The organism is Streptomyces sp. NPDC126497 (genome assembly GCF_040302425.1).
Taxonomy (GTDB): Bacteria; Actinomycetota; Actinomycetes; order Streptomycetales; family Streptomycetaceae; genus Streptomyces.
Map to the genome: position 1 here is coordinate 1 of NZ_JBEORT010000010.1, position 16,930 is coordinate 16,930.

The window sequence follows — 16,930 nt, forward strand, 5'->3', positions numbered from 1 at the left end:
CGGCCGTCCGCGAGGGGGGCGGGGGCCGGCCGCCACACGACGTCGTGCAGCAGACCCGGCGCGGTGGGCCCGGGCCAGTACCGGCGCCGGCGGTACGGGTAGGGCGGGAGCGGCGTCCGGGGGTGCGCCCCGGCGTGCGAAGGGCGGTCCAGCGGCACGCCCCGGACCCACAGACGTGCCACCGTCTCCATCAACTGCCGCGCACCGCCCGGCGCTTCGACGGCGGGCAGGACGAACGCGCCGGCGGTGGGCGGGACCGTCCGGGTCGGGCCGAGTTCCACGAACGTGTCGTAGCCCTCCTCCACCAGGCGCGCCACCGCGCGGTCGAACCGCACCGGACGCAGGGCGTGTTCGCGCAGGTGTTCCGGGGTCATAGGCGGCTGCCACGCGGCGGTGAGCGTGCTCATCACCGGCGTCGTGGGCGCCGTCGGGGCCAGCGCGCGGGCCGCGTCCGCCAGGGCCTGTGCGACCGGCTCCATCAGCGGCGAGTGGAAGGCGCGCGCCACCCGCAACGGGCGGACCGTCGCGCCCTGTCCGGTCAGCCGCCGCGACGCCCGGCCGACCGCCTCCGGGGTGCCGGAGATCACCAGCCGGCCCGGCCCGTTGTACGCCGCGACCGCCAGTTCGCCGCCGGAGGCGTCCACCAGGGCGGACACCTCCGGCTCCGCGGCGCCCAGCACGGCCGCCATGGCGCCCGGTGCGGTCGACCCGCCCATGAGCCGGCCCCGTTCCGCAGCGAACGTGACCGCCTCGCGCAGGGACAGCGTCCCGCCCACGCAGGCGGCCGCCAGTTCGCCGACGCTGTGCCCGACGACCGCGTCGGGCCGTACGCCCCAGGCGGTCAGCTGCCGGGCGAGCGCGACCCCGTGCGCGACCAGCAGCGGCTGCGCCACCTCCGTCGCGGCCAGGTCGTCCTCGGTCACGTCGCCCTCGACGCACCAGTCCGTCAGCTTCCGTCCGCACACCTCCCCGACGGCCGCCGACGCCTCGTCGAGCGTGGCGCGGTACACCGGCGCCGTGGCGTACAGCTCCCGGCCCGGCCCCGGTCGCAACCCGCCCTGGCCGGGCAGGACGAAGACGGTCCGGGGCCGGTGCGTCACCGTCCCGGTGACCGCGCCCCGCCTCGCGGCGAGCCGCTCCCGCAGGTCGCCGTCGACGACGAGCGCGAGACGACGGGGCCGCTCGTCCCGCGCCGCGCCCACCGCCGCGCAGACGCCGGCCTCGTCCGGCTCCGGGTGGTCGCGCAGGTGCTCCGCGAGGCGCGACGCCCACGCCGCCAGCCCTTCCGCGCTGTCCGCCGAGAGGGTCAGCAGGTGGGGCCCCTCGCCCGCCCGGCGCGCGGTGCGCTCCGGTGCGGGCGGCGCCTCCTCCAGGACGGCGTGCGCGTTGGTGCCGCCGAAGCCGAAGGCGTTGACGCCCGCCCTGCGCGGCCCGTCCGACTCCCACTCGGTCTCCTCGGGGACCAGCGCGAACCCGGCCCGCTCCACCGCGGGGGACGGCGGGGTGTGGTGCAGGGAGGCGGGCAGCCGGCCGTGGCCGAGGGCCAGGACGACCTTCACCAGCGAGGGCAGCGCGGCCGCGTTCAGCAGGTGCCCGATGTTGGTCTTCACCGAGCCGAGCAGCCGGGGCCGGCCGTCCGGACGGGGCGGGAAGGCGTGTGCCAGGGACCGCAGTTCGACCGGGTCGCCGACGGCCGTGCCGGTGCCGTGCGCCTCGACGTAGGTCACCGACGCGGGATCGACACCGCAGTCCCGGTACGCCCGGGTGATCACCTCCCGCTGGCGCAGCGGATTGGGCGCCATCAGGCTCAGCGACGTGCCGTCGTTGTTGACGGCCGTGCCGCGTACGACGGCCAGCACGGCGTCGTCGTCACGGCGGGCCTCCGCCAGGCGCCGTACGACGAGCGCCGCTCCGCCCTCGCCGGGCACGAACCCGTCGGCCGCCGCGCCGAAGGCGCGGCTGCGCCCGGTGGGCGACAGGGCCTGTGCCGCCTCCAGGGACCGGTGCGCGGCCGGGGTCAGGTGCAGGTTGACGCCGCCGACGACCGCGATGTCGCACTCGCCGTCCGCGAGGCTGCGCCGGGCCAGGTGCAGGGCCACCAGGCCCGAGGAGCAGGCGGTGTCCACCGCCAGCGCCGGGCCGTCCAGGTCGAGGCAGTGTGCCACGCGGGCGGCGACGAGGTTGGGCAGGTTGCCGGTCAGGGCGGCCCCGGACGACGGCGCGCCACCGGGGGAGGCTTCGGCGAGGACCTGCCGGTAGCCGCTGTCGCCGACGGCGGCGAAGACGCCGATCCGCAGGCCGCGGCGGCGCGGACCGGCGTATCCGGCCCGTTCCAGCGCCTCGTGGGCGAGTTCGAGGAAGATCCGTGCCTGCGGGTCGAGCGCGCGCGCCTCCTCGGCGCCGATCCCGAAGTGCCCGGCGTCGAAGGCGGCGGGATCGTCCAGGAAGGCGCCCCACCGTCCGTCCTCCTCCCCGGCCGTGCCCCAGCGGCCCGCGGGGACCGTCGTCACGGCGTCGCGGCCGGCGGTGAGCAGCTCCCAGAACTCCTCCGGCGTACCGGCGCCGGGGAACCGGCAGGCCAGACCCACCACGGCGGTCTCCGGGCCCCGGGGGGACGTGCCGCCCGGGGTCCCCCGGTGCTCGGGCGCCCGCTGCCCCGCCGCGTCCAGGAGGTGGTCGGTGAGGGCGGCCACCGTGTCGTGGCGCATCACGGCCGGCCCGAGCGTCACGTCCAGCGCCCGTTCCAGTTCGGCGAGCGCCTCCATCGCCTTGAGCGAGCCGCCGCCCAGCTCGGCGAACCGGTCCCGGTCCCCGAACGACGGCTCCGGCACCCCCAGCACCTTCGCCCAGACCTCCCGCACCACGCCCCGCACCCGCGCGCGGGAACGGGGCGCCGGGGCCGGGTCCCCGGACGGCCGCGGCGGTTCCCGGCGCGCCGGGGCCGCCCCGGAGGCGGCCGTCGGCCGGTACGTCCCCGCCTCGAACCGTGACCGCATCCGCTGCCGCTGCACCTTGCCGCTGGTCGTGCGGGGAAAGGCGGACGGCGGCAGCGCGAACACCCGCACGTCGTCGTGGCCCAGCGCCGCCCGCACCCGCCCCGCCACCCGGTCCAGCACCCCGGCCGCGGAGCGCGGCGGCCGGGCCCAGGCCACGAACACCACCACCCGCTCCCCGCCGGTCACCGGGTCGGTCGACCCGACCACCACCGCCGTCCCCGGCGGCACCCCCGGGGTGGCCGCCGCGACCTCCTCCATGTCCGGGGCGTGGAAGGTGCGGCCGTTGACGAAGAGCACGTCCTTGTGGCGGCCGCTGACGCACAGCCGGCCGTCCCGCAGGAAGCCGAGGTCACCGGTGCGCAGCCAGCCGTCGGCGAAGGCGGCCGCCGTCGCCTCCGGCAGACCGTGGTACCCCCGGGCCACCTGTGGACCGCGCACCTCGACGTGACCCACCCGCCGGTCGCCCAGCGGGCGGCCGCGGTCGTCGGTGACCCGTACCGAGCATCCCGGCACCGGCAGTCCCACGTCCAGCAACTCCACGGCGTCACCGCCCGGTTCGCATTCCACCACCCGTCCCCGGCTGAGCGCGGCACGCTCCAGGACCACGGGCACGGCCACCTCGCCCGGCGGCGGGAACGTGACGGCCAGGGTCGCCTCGGCCAGTCCGTACACGGGCGTCGCCGCGCGGGGGTCGAGGCCGGACGGCCGGGTCCGGGCGGCGAAGTCCCGCCACACCGTCGCCGAGATCGGCTCGGCGCCCACCAGGATCCGCCGTACCGTGCTCAGGTCGAGCCCGGCGAACACCTCCTCGGGGACCCGGCGGACGGTCAGCGCCAGCGCGAAGTTGGCGGCGGACAGCAGGGTGGCCCGGTGCGCGGCGGCCACCTCGAACCACAGCCGGGGGTTCTTCGCGAACGACAGCGGGGCGATCCGCACCTGCTTGGCCCGCGCGGCGAGCGGCGCCAGATGGGTGCCGATGAGCCCCATGTCGTGGAAGTACGGCATCCAGCCGACCACCACGTCCCGGTCGGTGAGCCCGGCGGCCCCGATCAGCTGGCGGAGGTTGGCCAGCACGGCGGCGTGGGTCAGCTCCACGCCCTTGGGCGCCCCGGTGCTGCCGGAGGAGAACTGCAGGAACGCCAGGTCGTCGGGGGCGGCGGTGGCGGGGGACTCCACGGCGGAGGACGTCCGCAGCTCCTCCAGCCGCAGGACACGGGCGCCGTCCAGCCGGTCGGCCACGCCCGCGCAGGCCTCGTCCACCGCGACCGGAGGGCGTCCGAGGTGCTCCCACACGGGGCGGACCCGCCGCACGTCGGGCGCCAGCGGCACCGGCACCAGGCCGGCCGCGAGCGCGCCCCAGAACAGGGGCTGGAAGTCCTCACCGCGGTCCGCGACCACCGGCACGCAGGTACCCGGCACGACTCCCGCGTCACGGTAACCGCCCGCCACGCGCAGGGACTCCTCCAGCAGCTCCCGGAAGGTGACGGACAGTTCGGAGCCGTCGCCCCGGACGTGGACGACCACGTGGTCGGGGTCACGGTGGGCGGCGTCCAGCAGGACGTCCAGCAGCGTTGCGGCGTTCATGGGTCCGTTCGTTCATGCGCGGGCGACAGGGCGACAGGGCGACAGGGCGACAGGGCGACAGGGCGACAGGGCGACAGGGCGACAGGGCGACAGGGCGACCGACCCCATTGTCAGTGGCTGCGCCTACGGTTCGAACAGTAGGACCCGGTGGAACGGCCCCGGGTTCAGTCCGGGGAGGCTTTGTCATGTCCGCTGGTGCCACGGTGACGACGACGTATCTGGAGCTGTCGCAGGAGGACGGCGCCGCGCACAAGTTCTACGAAGTGACGGTGGACGGCCAGTCCGTGACGGTGCGCTACGGCCGGATCGGCGCGGCGGGGCAGACCCAGACGACGACGTTCCCCACGGCGGCGAAGGCGCAGGCCGCCGCGGCGAAGAAGGTGGGGGAGAAGGTCCGCAAGGGCTACGCGCCCGCGGTGCCCGGTCAGCGGGCCCCGCGCGCGGTGACCCGCCGCCAGGTGGCCTCGGCCCCGTCCACCGCGCGTGCCGTGGCTCCCGTGCTGTGGCGTTTCGGCACCGGTTCCTCGGCGTTCGGCATCCACGTCGACGACGAGCACTGCTGGGTCGGCAACCAGTCCGGCGACGTCTTCACCCTGGACCACGAAGGCCGGACACTGGCCCGCTTCAGCCTGCCGGACGGTGTGAAGTGCCTGGTCGCGGACGACTTCTGGATCTACGCGGGCTGTGACGACGGCCGGGTCTACGACCTCTCCTCGAAGCTGCCGTTCGCCGCCTACGACATCGCCGCGGACGTCGACATCTTCTGGCTGGACATCCACGAGGGCGTGCTGAACGTCTCGGACCGCGCCGGCCGCCTCACCGTCATCGACCACGAGGACGAGCACCAGTGGACCCGCCGCAGCCAGGGCGAGCACGCGTGGATGGTCCGCGCCGACGACCGGGCCGTCTACCACGGCCACCACGGGGGCGTCACGGCCTACGCGCCCGACGGCGGCGGCGAGTTGTGGCACACCCCCACCCGCGGCGGGGTGCTGTTCGGCTGGCAGGAGGACGACACCGTCTACGCCGGCACGGCGCACCGCGTGGTGCAGCGGCTGTCGAAGGCGACCGGCGCCGTCGAGGCCACCTACGCCTGCGACAGCGCCGTGTACTCCTGCGCCACCTCCCCGGGCGGGCGGTTCGTCTTCGCCGGCGACGCCGCGTCGTCCGTCTACTGCTTCGACCGGGACGGCACGCGCCTGTGGAAGCTCGGCACCGGAGGCGGGTCGGCGCTGTCCATGCAGTACCGCGACGAGCGGCTCTACCTGGTGACCACGGACGGTTCGCTGGTGTGCGTGGACGCGAGCGAGGCGGCCGTCGCCGCGGCGCAGCAGGGCACGGTGCCGGTCGCGCGGGACGTCAAGCTCGCCGCGGCCCTGCCGACCTACGCGCCGGCCACGGCCCCGACCGCGGTGGCGACCGTCGCGCAGGCCCCCTCCGGCGCCGTCGTCGTCGAATGCGTCCAGCACAACGGCAGGCTGCGCGTCCACGTGGTCTCCGACGGCTACGACGGCTCCTGGAACGTGCAGTTCCCGCGGGCGATACGGGTGCCCGGCGCCCGCTACGTGGTGGACGCGCTGCACCCGGCGGCCGGCGGCTTCTACCGGGTGCGCGGCGAGATCCGCCGGCTGCGGTGACCGCCGGCGGGCGCACCCGGCGAACCCGTGAGCCCTGTGTGCGCCCCTGCGGGGGCGAGGACAATGCAGTGCCCGTGACCACCCCGTGAAGTGCCGTGCTCCCCGCTCCCGTCGAGGAAAGCAGGTCGATCGCCGTGCTGTTGCGTCTGCCCACGTCCCTGTCCGAAGCCCGGCGGTGTCTGGCCGAGGGAGCGGTGCCCGTCGGCGGAGCCACCCTCGTGTGGGCCCTCTGGCAGCGCGACGGCTTCCCCGAGCAGGCCATGTCCCTGCGCAGGCTCCCCCAGGCCACCCGCATAGGACGCGAGGCGCTGGGCGCCGCCGTGCTGCTGCACCAGGTGGACGACCGGGTGCCGGAGGTGCTGCGCCGCGCGGCCTCCACGGTGGGCACCGGGGCCGTGCGCCGGACGGCCACCGTCGGCGGCAACATCGTGGGCAGCACCCTGCGCTGTCTGCTGCCCGCGGCGCTGGTCCTGGACGCGCGGGCGACCGTGCTGGACCGGGACGGCGCCTACGAGACCGACCTGCCCGAGGTCGTGGCCAAGCGCCACCTGCTGCTCGGCATCCGCTGGCGCGACCCCGTGGCCAGCGGGTACTACAAGGCGGCCGGTGCGGCGGGCGGGCCGCCGCCCCTCGTCGTCGCCACCGCCGTGCACGCCGACGGCGACGGCGCCCGCCGCCTCCTCGTCGCCGTCCGGGACGGCTACGAGGTGATCAGCGGGACCACGCCCTGCGGCGCCGGAGCCGACGAGGCGCTCCGCACCCTGGACGCCACGGACCTGGGGTCACTCCCCGCGGAGGTCCGGGACGAGGTGCGCCGCGAGGTGACCGCGGTCCTGGACCGGACCGCCGGCCGCTGACGGCGGCGCGCCGCCCGGACCACCCCGGGCGGCGCACCGGCGCGTCCCGCTCAGCGGATCCGCGGCAGCCGTCCCCCATCGGCACCTCCACCACCCGGGTGCCCCCGGGCCCGGCCCGCGCGACGACCGTGCCCGGATGCTCCGCGGCCGCCTCACCGATGACGGCGGCGTCGGCACCCGGGTGGTGCGCCCTCATCGCGGCCAGGACCGCGTCCGCGTGCTCCCGCGGCACCAGGGCGACGAGCTTCCCCTCGTCGGCCGCGTGCATCGGGCCGGGACCCGGCATCGCGCAGGCCCGGAGCGACCGCCGGCATCGCCTTCACGAGCCCGCCGGGCGGCGCGCGGCCGCTCCCGGCCACCGTCTCGGACCGCGGGTCCTCCCGCTCGCCCATGAGGGCCACGCCGTGCACGCCGATGGCGCCGCCCACCAGGACCACGGCGCCGGGAACCACCCGGTCAGTCGACGGGCCAGGTGTGGACCGGGGCGTTGAGGTGCATGTAGTCGATGTACTGCTGCGTCATGCGCCGCAGCGCCTCGTGGCGGCCGCAGTGCGCCAGGTCCTCGATGCGGTGGAACATCTCCTTCTGCCACACCGCCCCGTTGCGGCCGGTGACACAGCGCTGCTCGATGACGCCGAGCAGCGGCTCGCGCCAGGCGTCGTCCATGCCGGAGCGCTCCAGCCCGCGGTGCGCCAGCGGCAGCAGCCGCCGCAGGACCAGTTCGGACGCGGGCACCTCGCCCATCCCGGGCCAGTACAGCCGGGCGTCGATGCCGTACCGCGCCGCCGTCCGCAGATTCTCCTCGGCGGCCGAGAAGGACATCCGTGACCACACCGGCCGGTCCTCCTCCACCAGGGCACGGGTCAGTCCGTAGTAGAAGGCGCCGTTGGCGAGGGTGTCGGCGACGGTCGGCCCGGCGGGCAGCACCCGGTTCTCCACCCGCACGTGCGGTTTGTCGTGGGCGACGGCGTAGACCGGGCGGTTCCAGCGGTAGATGGTGCCGTTGTGCAGGGTCAGCTCGGCGAGCTCGGGGATGTCGCCGCCCTCCAGCGTCTCCGCCGGGTCCTGGTCGTCGCACAGCGGGAGCAGGGCCGGGAAGTAGCGCAGGTTCTCCTCGAAGAGGTCGAAGACACTGGTGATCCAGCGTTCCCCGAACCACACCCGGGGCCGCACGCCCTGCACCTTGATCTCCTGCGGACGGGTGTCGGTGGCCTGCTCGAACAGCGGGATCCGGGTCTCGTGCCACAGCTCCTTGCCGAACAGGAAGGGCGAGTTGGCGGCGAGCGCGACCTGGACCCCGGCGATCGCCTGCGCCGCGTTCCAGTAGTCGGCGAACTGCTCGGGGGACACCTGGAGGTGGAACTGCGTGCTGGTGCAGGCGGCCTCCGGGGTGATCGTGTCCGCGTAGGTCCGCAGCCGGTCGATGCCGGTCACCTCGATGTGCAGGTCCTCCCCGCGCGCCGCGAAGATCTGGTCGTTGAGCAGCCGGTAGCGCGGGTTCTCCGAGAGCGCTCCCTCGCCGACGTCCTCCTGGCGCAGGGTGGGGAGGATGCCCGTCATGATCAGCCGGGCGCCGATCGACCCGGCGCGCTCCTCCGCGTGGTTCAGCGCGGCGCGGATCTCGGACTCCCAGGAGTCGGGGCCGCCCGCCGTGAGCCGCCGCGGCGCGATGTTGACCTCGAGGTTGAACCGGCCCAGCTCCGTCGCCCAGGCCGGGTCCGCGATCGCCTCCAGCACATCGGTGTTGCGCATCGCGGGCTCGGCCCGGTCGTCGACCAGGTTCAGCTCGATCTCCAGCCCCACCTGGGGCCGCTCGGCCTCGAAGCGCGAGTCGCGCAGCATCTGCGCGAACGTGTCGAGGCACTCCTGCATCTTGATCCGGTAGCGGCGGCGGTCCTCGCGGGTGAAGGTGAGCGCCGGGACGTCCCGTCCCATCGGTCTCCCTCCGGTTCTCGTCCTGGGAACCTGTCCACCCCAGCGTCGCACCAGCGGACGGGTCCGACCACGCGAGCCCGGCGGGCCGTCAGGCGTCCTCGGCCAGGAAGGCGGTCAGACTGTCGAGGAGCATGGTGCTGCCCTGCTCGGCCGTGTCGCGCTCCTGTGCCGTGTCGCACGTCTGGCGGAGCGCGATCCGCGTGCGGCCGCCCTCCTCGTCGAGCTCCACGGCCATCACCGACGGCCCGGTCCTCCCGGGCACGTCCATCCCCACCACCAGCAGACGGTTCTCGGCGACGTCGAGGTAGGACCCGGTCAATGGTGGTGCCCCTCCGTTCTGTGCCCCGGCGGGCGGGCGGGTCCGTCGCAGGGGTGGGCGGGCGGGGGCGCGCGAAGTCATCGGCCACGCGTGGAAAATTTTCCGTTGACAACGAGATGTTCATCCAGTGATGCTCGTGCCATGCCTTCGACCACCCCCGCACAGCCCGACGACCCCTTCACACCGCCGAGTTCCGACGCGGCGCGAGCGCGACGGGCGCACGCCTCCCTGTTCCGCATCGCCGAGCGGCACGCGGCCACGGACGCCCAGCGCCGCCGCCAGATGCACCCCGGTGTGCTCGGCCCGCACGAGGCGGTCAGGCTCGTGGCCTTCCTGCTCAGCGGCGCCGCGCTCCCCGAGGACGGCGAACCCGAGGTGGACCGCGCGGACATCACCGCCGCGCTGAGCCTCATGCCCCGCGCCCGCGCGGAGATGGACGAACTGGAGGTCGGCCTCCTGCAGATGGCACGCGGACGCGGCATGACCTGGCCCGAGATCGCCTTCGGCCTCGGCCTGCGCAGCCCACAGGCCGCCCGGCAGCGCTACGAACGCCTGGCCGGCCGCACCGACACGGACGACCGGTAGCCCCCGGTCAGCCGCCGCGGACCGGCTCGCCCACGGCCCGGGCGGCCCGCCGCCAGGCGGCGCTCACCGCCCGGTGCGCCGTCTCCGTGCCGGCCGCCGTGCCCGGCGGCAGGAGCAGGGGACGGCCGATGTGGACGTGGAGGCGCGGCCGGCGCAACGGAGCGGTGAGCACGCCGGCCAGTTGCTTCGCGACCGGTCCGGAGGCCAGCCGCCGGGCCCCCGCCTGCCCCACGGGGACGACCGCGGCGCCGGTCGCGGCCGAGAGCCGCGCCAGACCGGTGCGGAACGGCCGGGGCGCGGCACATCCCGCGTCCCGGCGCGACGGCAGGCCCCCTTCCGCGTAGAGGAGCACATGGCGTCCCGACCGGACCGCCTCCGCCGCGGCCTCCAGCGCGTCCGCCGCGCGGGCCGACCCCCGGTGGACGGGCACGTGTCCCCCCTCCGACAGGGCGCGCCCCAGCACCGGCACCCGCCACAGCCCCGCCGTCGCCAGCACGACCGGTGTCACGCCCGCCCCGCGCAGGGCGGCCAGCACGAGCGCCGGATCGGCCGTCGAATCGTGGTTGGCGACGAAGACGCTGCCCGCGGAGAACGGCCCGCCGGTCTCACGGGTGACGGTGAGCCGCCCGAACAACGGCAGCAGGGCGGCGGCGGCACGGCTGAGCAAGGGACGTCCTTCCGGCAGACGGGGTTCCTGCCGGCCAGCTTCGGGCACGCGGGGCCCCCGCGCCTGAGTACGCGTACCCGGGCCGGGTGGGTGGTGCCGCCCACCCGGCCCGGGACCGGGACCACGGCTGAATCGCCCCCGGGCGCCCTGGGTACCCGCCAGGTCCTCGCGCGGACACGCCGCGCCGCCCCACCACGGGAGGCTGCCATGGCCGACCTCAGCCCGATCGACCTGCAGAAGGCCCTCAAGGGCGCCGACTACCCCGCCGGCCGGGACGACCTCGTCTCGGTGGCGAAGGACAACGGCGCGGACGACAGCCTCGTCGAGAAGCTGGCGCAGACCGGCGCCCAGCGGTTCGACGGCCCCAACGAGGTGCAGAAGGCGGTCTTCGGCAACGAATAGCGCCCTGTCCCGGGGCTGCCCGCACGGCGGCCCCGGCCCTGTCGGACAACCGAAACGAGGGACGGTACCGCGATGACCGAGTACGAGCGTTCACGCACGATGCCCGCAGCACCCGAGCACGTCTTCGACCAGGCGGCCAACATCGACCAGATGGGTGACTGGCTGCCCGAGGACCTGCACGTGCGCGCCGAGGAGCTGCCCGCCGTCACCGTGCACGAGGACCACTCCGGCGAGGACACCTCCGCCCAGCTGCGCGCCCGGCGGGACCAGATGCGGCTCGAGTGGGGCACGCGCGAGCAGGGCGGCTACGCCGGCTGGCTGCAGGTCGCCGGCATCGGCAGCGGGGCCAGCGAGGTCACGGTGCACCTGTCCTTCTTCGGCGACGACCACGACCCGGGTGAGAAGGCCGTGGGCGACGCCCTGGACACCAGCCTGCGGCACCTGGAGGAACAGGTGCGGCTCCGTGTCGACGACGCCGCCGGCTGACCGCCCGCCCGTCCGGGGCCACCCCGCCATGAGCGGTGAACCCGCCCCCGGGCACCGCTGGGACACCGCACTCGGGGCCGCCGCAAGGCCGTACACCCTCCGCCTCGGCCCCCGGCGGGTCCTGCGGGACGTCCTGCGCGAGGCCTCGGCCCCACCGGGGCCGAGAAGGGCTGCGGCCACGGCCGGGGACGGGACCTTCGTCGTCCGCGTCCACGCCACGGGCACGGGCGCCGGGGCCCGCGCCTACCAGTGGGCGGGGCGGCCGAGGGCGGGAGGCAGTGCGGTGGCCGCGTCGCCCCGGGCCGCGTTCAGCTGCGCCTGGGTGAGGAAGAGCGCGCCGGTGAGGTCGGCGCCGCGCAGGTCGGCGTCGCGCAGGTCCGCCCCGCCGAGGTCGGCGGCGACGAGGAGGGCGCCGCGCAGGCTCGCCCCGCGCAGGTCGGCGCCGGACAGGTTCGCGCCGATCAGATCTGCTCCGCGGTGGTTCCTCCTGCGGCCCGGGACCCGGGCGCGGGCGAGTTCGCTGGCCCGCAGCAGCAGCGGGTTGACCTCGCCGCGCAGCGCGTTCACGTCCAGGGCGGTGATCGACTCGGCGCTGCCGCGGGTCAGGCCGTCGATCCGGGCCAGCGCCTTGCGCAGCTCCTTGTGGACGGGACGGGCCGCCGCGAGCCCGAGGGCCTCGGTGACGTAGTGGAGCAGCTCGTGCAGCTGCCGCATCACGGGGAAGACCTCGAACATGGCGCGCGCCGTCTGCGGCGCCCGGCGCCAGTCGGTGCCACCGAAGGTGACCTGTGACACCTTCTGTCCGGCGCCGAAGCAGTCGAAGACGGTGCAGCCGGGGTAGCCCTCGTCGCGCAGCCGGGCGTGGATGCCGCAGCGGAAGTCCTGCCGGAGGTTCGAGCACGGCCGGCCGGCGGGCTTGTCGACGGCGAAGTCGGCCGAGCGGGCGAAGGGCAGGGCCACGCAGCACAGGCCGAAGCAGGCGGTGCAGTCGGCCCGGAGGTCCGTGCGGCCCCCGGAGGAGAGGGGCGCTTCGTGCTGTGGCGACACCGTGCGTACTCCAGTCGTGCGGCGGGCTCCGCGCGTCCGCGGAACCCGGGGGCCGGTCCTCATTCTCGCAGACGGGTCCACGAGGCCCGTCCTCGCCCTTCTCGCGCGATCATTGGGATGTCCGGCCTGTCGTCGACAGCGAAGTTGAAAGCAAAGCTTTCATGGGTGGTGGAGGGACCAGCGCATGAGCAACACGGAGACGCACCCGACGGAGACGGTCTGCGGCGCGGACGCTGACGGACCGCCCCCGCCGGGCATCGAGGTCCTCACCCCGAGGGACGTACCTCTCGGCGGCCCCCGGGCCATGCGGGTGCGGCGGACGCTGCCCCAGCGGGCGCGCACCCTCATCGGAGCCTGGTGCTTCGCCGACCACTACGGCCCCGACGACATCACCGAGTCCGGCGGCATGCGCGTACCCCCGCACCCGCACACCGGCCTGCAGACGGTCAGCTGGCTGTTCAGCGGCGAGATCGAACACCGCGACAGCCTCGGCAGCCACGCCCACGTTCGGCCCGGCGAACTCAACCTCATGACCGGCGGCCACGGCATCAGTCACTCCGAGGTCTCCACCAGCAGCACCCGGATCCTGCACGGCGCGCAGCTGTGGGTGGCGCTGCCCGGCGAACACCGCGACGCGGCCAGGGACTTCCAGCACCACGTTCCCGCCCCGGTCGCGCTGGACGGCGGCGAGGCGCGCGTCTTCCTGGGCACGCTCGCCGGCGACACCTCACCAGTGCGCACCTTCACCCCCCTGCTCGGCGCCGAGATCATCCTGGACCCGGGCGCCCGGGTGACCCTCGACGTGGACCCCGGCTTCGAACACGGGGTCCTCGTCGACACCGGTGACGTCCTCCTCGCCGACACGCCCCTGAAGCCGGCCGAACTCGGCTACGCGCCCCCCGGGCGCACCGCCCTCACTCTGGCCAACCGGGTGAGCGGGCCGGCCCGCCTGCTGCTCCTGGGTGGACCGCCCTTCGAGGAGCAGATCGTCATGTGGTGGAACTTCATCGGCCGGTCGCACGACGACATAGTCCGCGCGCGCGAGGACTGGATGACGGGAACCCGTTTCGGCGAAGTCCACGGGTACGAAGGGGCTCCACTGCCCGCGCCGGAGCTGCCGAACGCGCCCTTGAAGCCGCGAGGAAGGGTGCGCTGACCTGCGGATACGGTGCGCTGTACGCCAACAGGACAGGATCGCTGCTGCGCCTGTCCGGCAACGCGCGAATCCCGCAGCGCCCGCGTCGGCTCCAGCCGCATACGTGCCTCTGAAGCTGCCTGCGACTCCCAATGTATGGGCGTCTGTGGGCAGCTCCAGCCGAACACTTGCTGACCTTTTGCTGACTTTACTGACGAGCCATCAGGTTCGGCTGACGCGGTGCGCTCTCTGCTTGTGTCCCTCGCGAGGCGTGGCCCCAACCAACTGGCGATCAGCTACCCGCAGTTGCTCAAGGTCAAAGGCCGAGACCTCCTGGTCGCCGATCTCGACGCCGTAGACGGAACGCCAGTGATCGACCTGGCCCCGTACTTCGAACAGATGGGACCTCGAGGCCCCATCCGTCAGCCCGCTTGGCCCGGCGAGATGCTTGAACCGAACTACTGGGCGAAGGTAAGTGAACGGCCGTCGGAGCGCCCCATGTAACGAGAGTGACTGAGCCGTGCTGCTCGTCACTCGCATGGTCGGGGACCAGGTGGAGGTCTGACTCAAGCCGCAGCCCTCACGTCCCGAAACTCACACCAGGTTTCCTCGCCGCTGCTCTCCCATGCGTCTGAGAGGCTGTTAAGTCCCGTTCCTGATGATGTGACGCCGCTCGTTCGTGAGGGATGAGACGGTTCCACGCTCGCCTTATGTCGTGTGCATGGTGGGACCGCGGGCATGGAGCGGATGCCGTACGCGACCGACTTGCCCGACGAGCAGTGGGCGTTGATCGAGTCGCTGGTCACCGCGTGGAAACAAGAGCAGGTGGCGCGGTCGACGGTGTTCTGCTGCTTCACTCCGTGGCGCCAGGACGGCCTTGACTGACGAATCCAAGAGGTCCTGCGCTGCCAGGTGCGGGAGCGGTCCAGGCGATGAGAGGACCCGCCCCTGGTGGTCATCGACACCAGTCCGTCCGTGTGTCGGCCGGGGTGCCCAAGGGGCGACGGGACTGGACGCGAGCAAGAAGACGCCCGGCAGGAAGCGGGAACTCGCCGTCGACGTGCTGGGCCTGACCATTGAGTTAGTGGCCCGACGCAACCCCGACGATGATGGCAAGGGCTTCGCTCCGCAACCGAAGCGGTGGGTGGTCGAGTAGGTCAACGGCACCCTTATGCTGCAGCGGCGCCTCGCCCGTGCCTACGATCACCGGCCCGACAATGCGGCTTCCCGCGTCTGCTGGGCCTCCACCGTCGGCATGCTCCGCCGCCTGGCGGGACGACGTGGAGCTGGCCGCGTGAACGTCAGTGAACTCCTGCGGCTGCTGCAGGCCGAACACGACGAGACCGCCGAACGAGTCGGCAACCTGCGCGAGCAGATTGAGCAGCTCACCACCGCCCTCGCCGAGACCGAAGTCTGCCTGGCCGAACCCGCCGACCCCCGCAGAGTCATTGACGGCCTCACCCCTCCCGACCATGAACCGACCTCCGCGGAGACCGCCACCACCGTCTACCAGCGCATCGTGACCACGTTCAACGAGCACCGCGGGAAGGTGTTCCGTGTTCGCGACCTGCACGAGCACCTCAGGCTGCCCATCGACGAGCCCTCGATCAACGTCACCCGCTCCCGCCTGGGACGACTCGTCCGCCAGGGATTCCTCTAACCTCCCGGACGCGGCCGCTACCAGAAACGAACTTAACGCTCTCTCAGTGCTCTGGATCCCATGGCTCTGGTGTAACGGTTTACGCTCCACCATTCGGGCGTCGGCGAGTCCTTCATGCTCTACCTGGGTGTTACTGGCCCGCGTCTTGACGGCTGCTCGGTCGAAGTGCAGGGTGTTGTTCACTCACTGTAGAGAACGTTTTACGCGTTCTCCTCGTGCTGTTCGCCGGGCCTGTTCATTGCCCCGGCGCTGCCTGCCCGTCACTTCGCCTTCTTCTGCAACACCACCTGGGAGTCTTCCGTGTCCATTCGTACGCCTCGTACGCGGCTGAGCCTGTTTGCCGCTGGGACCACCTCGCTGGCGCTGTTCGCCACCGCCTGCGGCGGTAACGGAAGCGGTTCCTCGGCCGCACCCGGGGACTTCAGCTACCTGAGCGCCACTGAGAACACCACCATCAAGAGCACTTTGGCCACGCTGTCGAAGGGGGAGTGCAAGGCGGCGAACGATGCGCTGCCGCTGAAGGTGGAGAATGTTCCGCAGGCGAGCCTGGACCAGAAGCTGCAGCTGCTGGCCGGACAGGACGCGCTGCCGGTGCAGTTCGCGGCGGGCAACGCTCCTACTCTGACCCAACAGTTGGCCGAGTCGGGCAAGGTCGCCGACCTGGAGGAGCAGCTCAGCCTCAAAGCCATCAGCCAGCTGGAGCCGGCCGCCGTCTCCACGGTCAAGGCGCTGTACGGCGGTGAGCTGCAGGTGCTGCCGTACGAGTACAATATCGAGGGGATCTTCTACAACAAGAAGCTCTTCCAGGAGAACGACCTGAAGGTGCCCGGCACCTGGGAGGAGCTGGTGTCGGTCGCGGCGAAGCTGAAGGACCTGGGTGTTCAGCCGTTCTCCGCCTCCGGTCAGCAGGGCTGGCCGTTGACCCGTCTGATCAGCGGCTACCTGTACCGCAGCCTTGGCCCGTACGCTCTGGAGGACGTTGCCGACGGCGGGGCGAAGCTGACCGACCCCGAGTACGTGAAGGCGGCCGAGGAGGTCGCCGAGCTCGGTGAGAAGGGTTACTTCGGCAAGGGCGTCGGCTCCATCGACTACGACACCGCGATGAACGAGTTCCTCAACGGCGAGGCCGCCATGTTCTACATGGGCAGCTGGGCGCTGGCGAACATATCCGACGAGAAGCAGAACAAGGTCGGCGTCGACAACGTCGGCTTCATGCCCTTCCCGGCCGTCCCCGGCGGCAAGGGCTCGGTCGACCAGTACCCCTCCAACGTCGGCCTGGGCATTGCCCTGTCCGCCAAGTCCTTCGACGACAAGACCGGTGACTGGGTGTCCTGCATCGTGGAGAACTACGGTGCCACGGCGCTGAAGGACCATGGCTCCATCTCCGGTTTCAAGGTGAACACGGAGGTGAAGGACGCCAACGAGGTCACCACCCAGGTCCGCGACACCATCAGTGCCTCGAAGCAGAACGTGCTGTGGTTCGAGGCCCTGTTCAGCACCAAGGCCACCACCGTGTCCCAGACCAACGTGGCGAGCCTGGTGAGCGGGAGCATGAAGCCCGAGCAGTTCATGAAGACCGTCCAGGACGCGCTCGATGCCCAGTGACCGGCCGGGGGCGGC

Annotated in this window: 13 protein-coding genes and 3 pseudogenes; 10 read left to right on the forward strand and 6 right to left on the reverse strand. The window is 73.3% G+C overall.

Annotated features, from left to right (window positions below):
- Nucleotides 1-4,580 (reverse strand): beta-ketoacyl synthase N-terminal-like domain-containing protein (locus tag ABTY20_RS07830; protein ID WP_351996083.1); only part of this gene is annotated, 4,580 nt, incomplete at its 3' end.
- Nucleotides 4,581-4,765: 185 nt separating this feature from the next.
- Between ABTY20_RS07830 and ABTY20_RS07835 the strand changes: the two genes are divergently transcribed.
- Nucleotides 4,766-6,217 (forward strand): WGR domain-containing protein, encoded by a 1,452-nt coding sequence (locus tag ABTY20_RS07835; RefSeq protein WP_351996084.1) that lies wholly within the window; start codon nt 4,766-4,768, stop codon nt 6,215-6,217.
- Between the two features lie 134 nt (nt 6,218-6,351).
- The gene (locus ABTY20_RS07840; protein ID WP_351996180.1) at nt 6,352-7,074 is read left to right on the forward strand and encodes an FAD binding domain-containing protein; all 723 of its coding nucleotides are present in this window, start codon (nt 6,352-6,354) and stop codon (nt 7,072-7,074) included.
- Nucleotides 7,075-7,144: 70 nt separating this feature from the next.
- Here the strand turns inward: ABTY20_RS07840 and ABTY20_RS07845 are convergent.
- The 3 genes and pseudogenes from ABTY20_RS07845 to ABTY20_RS07855 form a co-directional block, all read right to left on the reverse strand.
- Nucleotides 7,145-7,529: pseudogene (locus ABTY20_RS07845) on the reverse strand (AIR synthase-related protein); the annotation flags it as partial.
- A 1-nt stretch (nt 7,530) separates the two neighbouring features.
- Entirely contained in the window at nt 7,531-9,009 is a 1,479-nt protein-coding gene (locus tag ABTY20_RS07850) for a glutamate-cysteine ligase family protein (protein ID WP_351996085.1), read from the reverse strand.
- An 88-nt stretch (nt 9,010-9,097) separates the two neighbouring features.
- A pseudogene (locus ABTY20_RS07855) lies at nt 9,098-9,346 on the reverse strand (SRPBCC family protein); the annotation flags it as partial.
- A gap of 123 nt (nt 9,347-9,469) precedes the next feature.
- Here ABTY20_RS07855 and ABTY20_RS07860 point away from each other — a divergent pair.
- Nucleotides 9,470-9,913 (forward strand): DNA-binding protein, encoded by a 444-nt coding sequence (locus tag ABTY20_RS07860; protein ID WP_351996086.1) that lies wholly within the window; start codon nt 9,470-9,472, stop codon nt 9,911-9,913.
- A gap of 7 nt (nt 9,914-9,920) precedes the next feature.
- Here ABTY20_RS07860 and ABTY20_RS07865 read toward each other — a convergent pair whose 3' ends face one another.
- Nucleotides 9,921-10,580 (reverse strand): lysophospholipid acyltransferase family protein, encoded by a 660-nt coding sequence (locus ABTY20_RS07865; protein ID WP_351996087.1) that lies wholly within the window; start codon nt 10,578-10,580, stop codon nt 9,921-9,923.
- A 207-nt stretch (nt 10,581-10,787) separates the two neighbouring features.
- Here ABTY20_RS07865 and ABTY20_RS07870 point away from each other — a divergent pair, with 207 nt between their 5' ends.
- Both ABTY20_RS07870 and ABTY20_RS07875 read left to right on the forward strand, forming a co-directional pair.
- Nucleotides 10,788-10,982 carry a DUF2795 domain-containing protein gene (locus ABTY20_RS07870; RefSeq protein ID WP_351996088.1) on the forward strand — a complete coding sequence of 65 codons (195 nt, stop codon included), beginning with the start codon at nt 10,788-10,790 and terminating at the stop codon, nt 10,980-10,982.
- A 72-nt stretch (nt 10,983-11,054) separates the two neighbouring features.
- A complete protein-coding gene (locus ABTY20_RS07875) occupies nt 11,055-11,468 on the forward strand; it encodes an SRPBCC family protein (protein ID WP_351996089.1) in 414 nt (137 codons plus the stop codon).
- Between the two features lie 243 nt (nt 11,469-11,711).
- On the opposite strand, the gene ABTY20_RS07880 is transcribed toward ABTY20_RS07875, so the two are convergent.
- Nucleotides 11,712-12,515: a pentapeptide repeat-containing protein gene (locus tag ABTY20_RS07880; protein WP_351996090.1), complete on the reverse strand. Its 804-nt coding sequence runs from the start codon at nt 12,513-12,515 to the stop codon at nt 11,712-11,714.
- A 184-nt stretch (nt 12,516-12,699) separates the two neighbouring features.
- On the opposite strand from ABTY20_RS07880, the gene ABTY20_RS07885 reads away from it, so the two are divergent.
- The 5 genes and pseudogenes from ABTY20_RS07885 (at nt 12,700) to ABTY20_RS07905 (ending at nt 16,915) form a co-directional block, all read left to right on the forward strand.
- Complete coding sequence (locus ABTY20_RS07885) at nt 12,700-13,671, forward strand: pirin family protein (protein ID WP_351996091.1); 972 nt, start codon at nt 12,700-12,702, stop codon at nt 13,669-13,671.
- Between the two features lie 249 nt (nt 13,672-13,920).
- Nucleotides 13,921-14,154 (forward strand): annotated as a pseudogene (locus ABTY20_RS07890) (TrmO family methyltransferase domain-containing protein); the annotation flags it as partial.
- A 213-nt stretch (nt 14,155-14,367) separates the two neighbouring features.
- On the forward strand, nt 14,368-14,535 hold the full coding sequence (locus tag ABTY20_RS07895; RefSeq protein ID WP_351996092.1) for a hypothetical protein: 168 nt from the start codon (nt 14,368-14,370) through the stop codon (nt 14,533-14,535).
- Between the two features lie 409 nt (nt 14,536-14,944).
- Nucleotides 14,945-15,310, forward strand: coding sequence for a hypothetical protein (locus ABTY20_RS07900; RefSeq protein WP_351996093.1), 366 nt, complete (start codon nt 14,945-14,947; stop codon nt 15,308-15,310).
- Between the two features lie 300 nt (nt 15,311-15,610).
- Entirely contained in the window at nt 15,611-16,915 is a 1,305-nt protein-coding gene (locus tag ABTY20_RS07905; RefSeq protein WP_351996094.1) for an ABC transporter substrate-binding protein, read from the forward strand.
- Nucleotides 16,916-16,930: the final 15 nt, after the last annotated feature.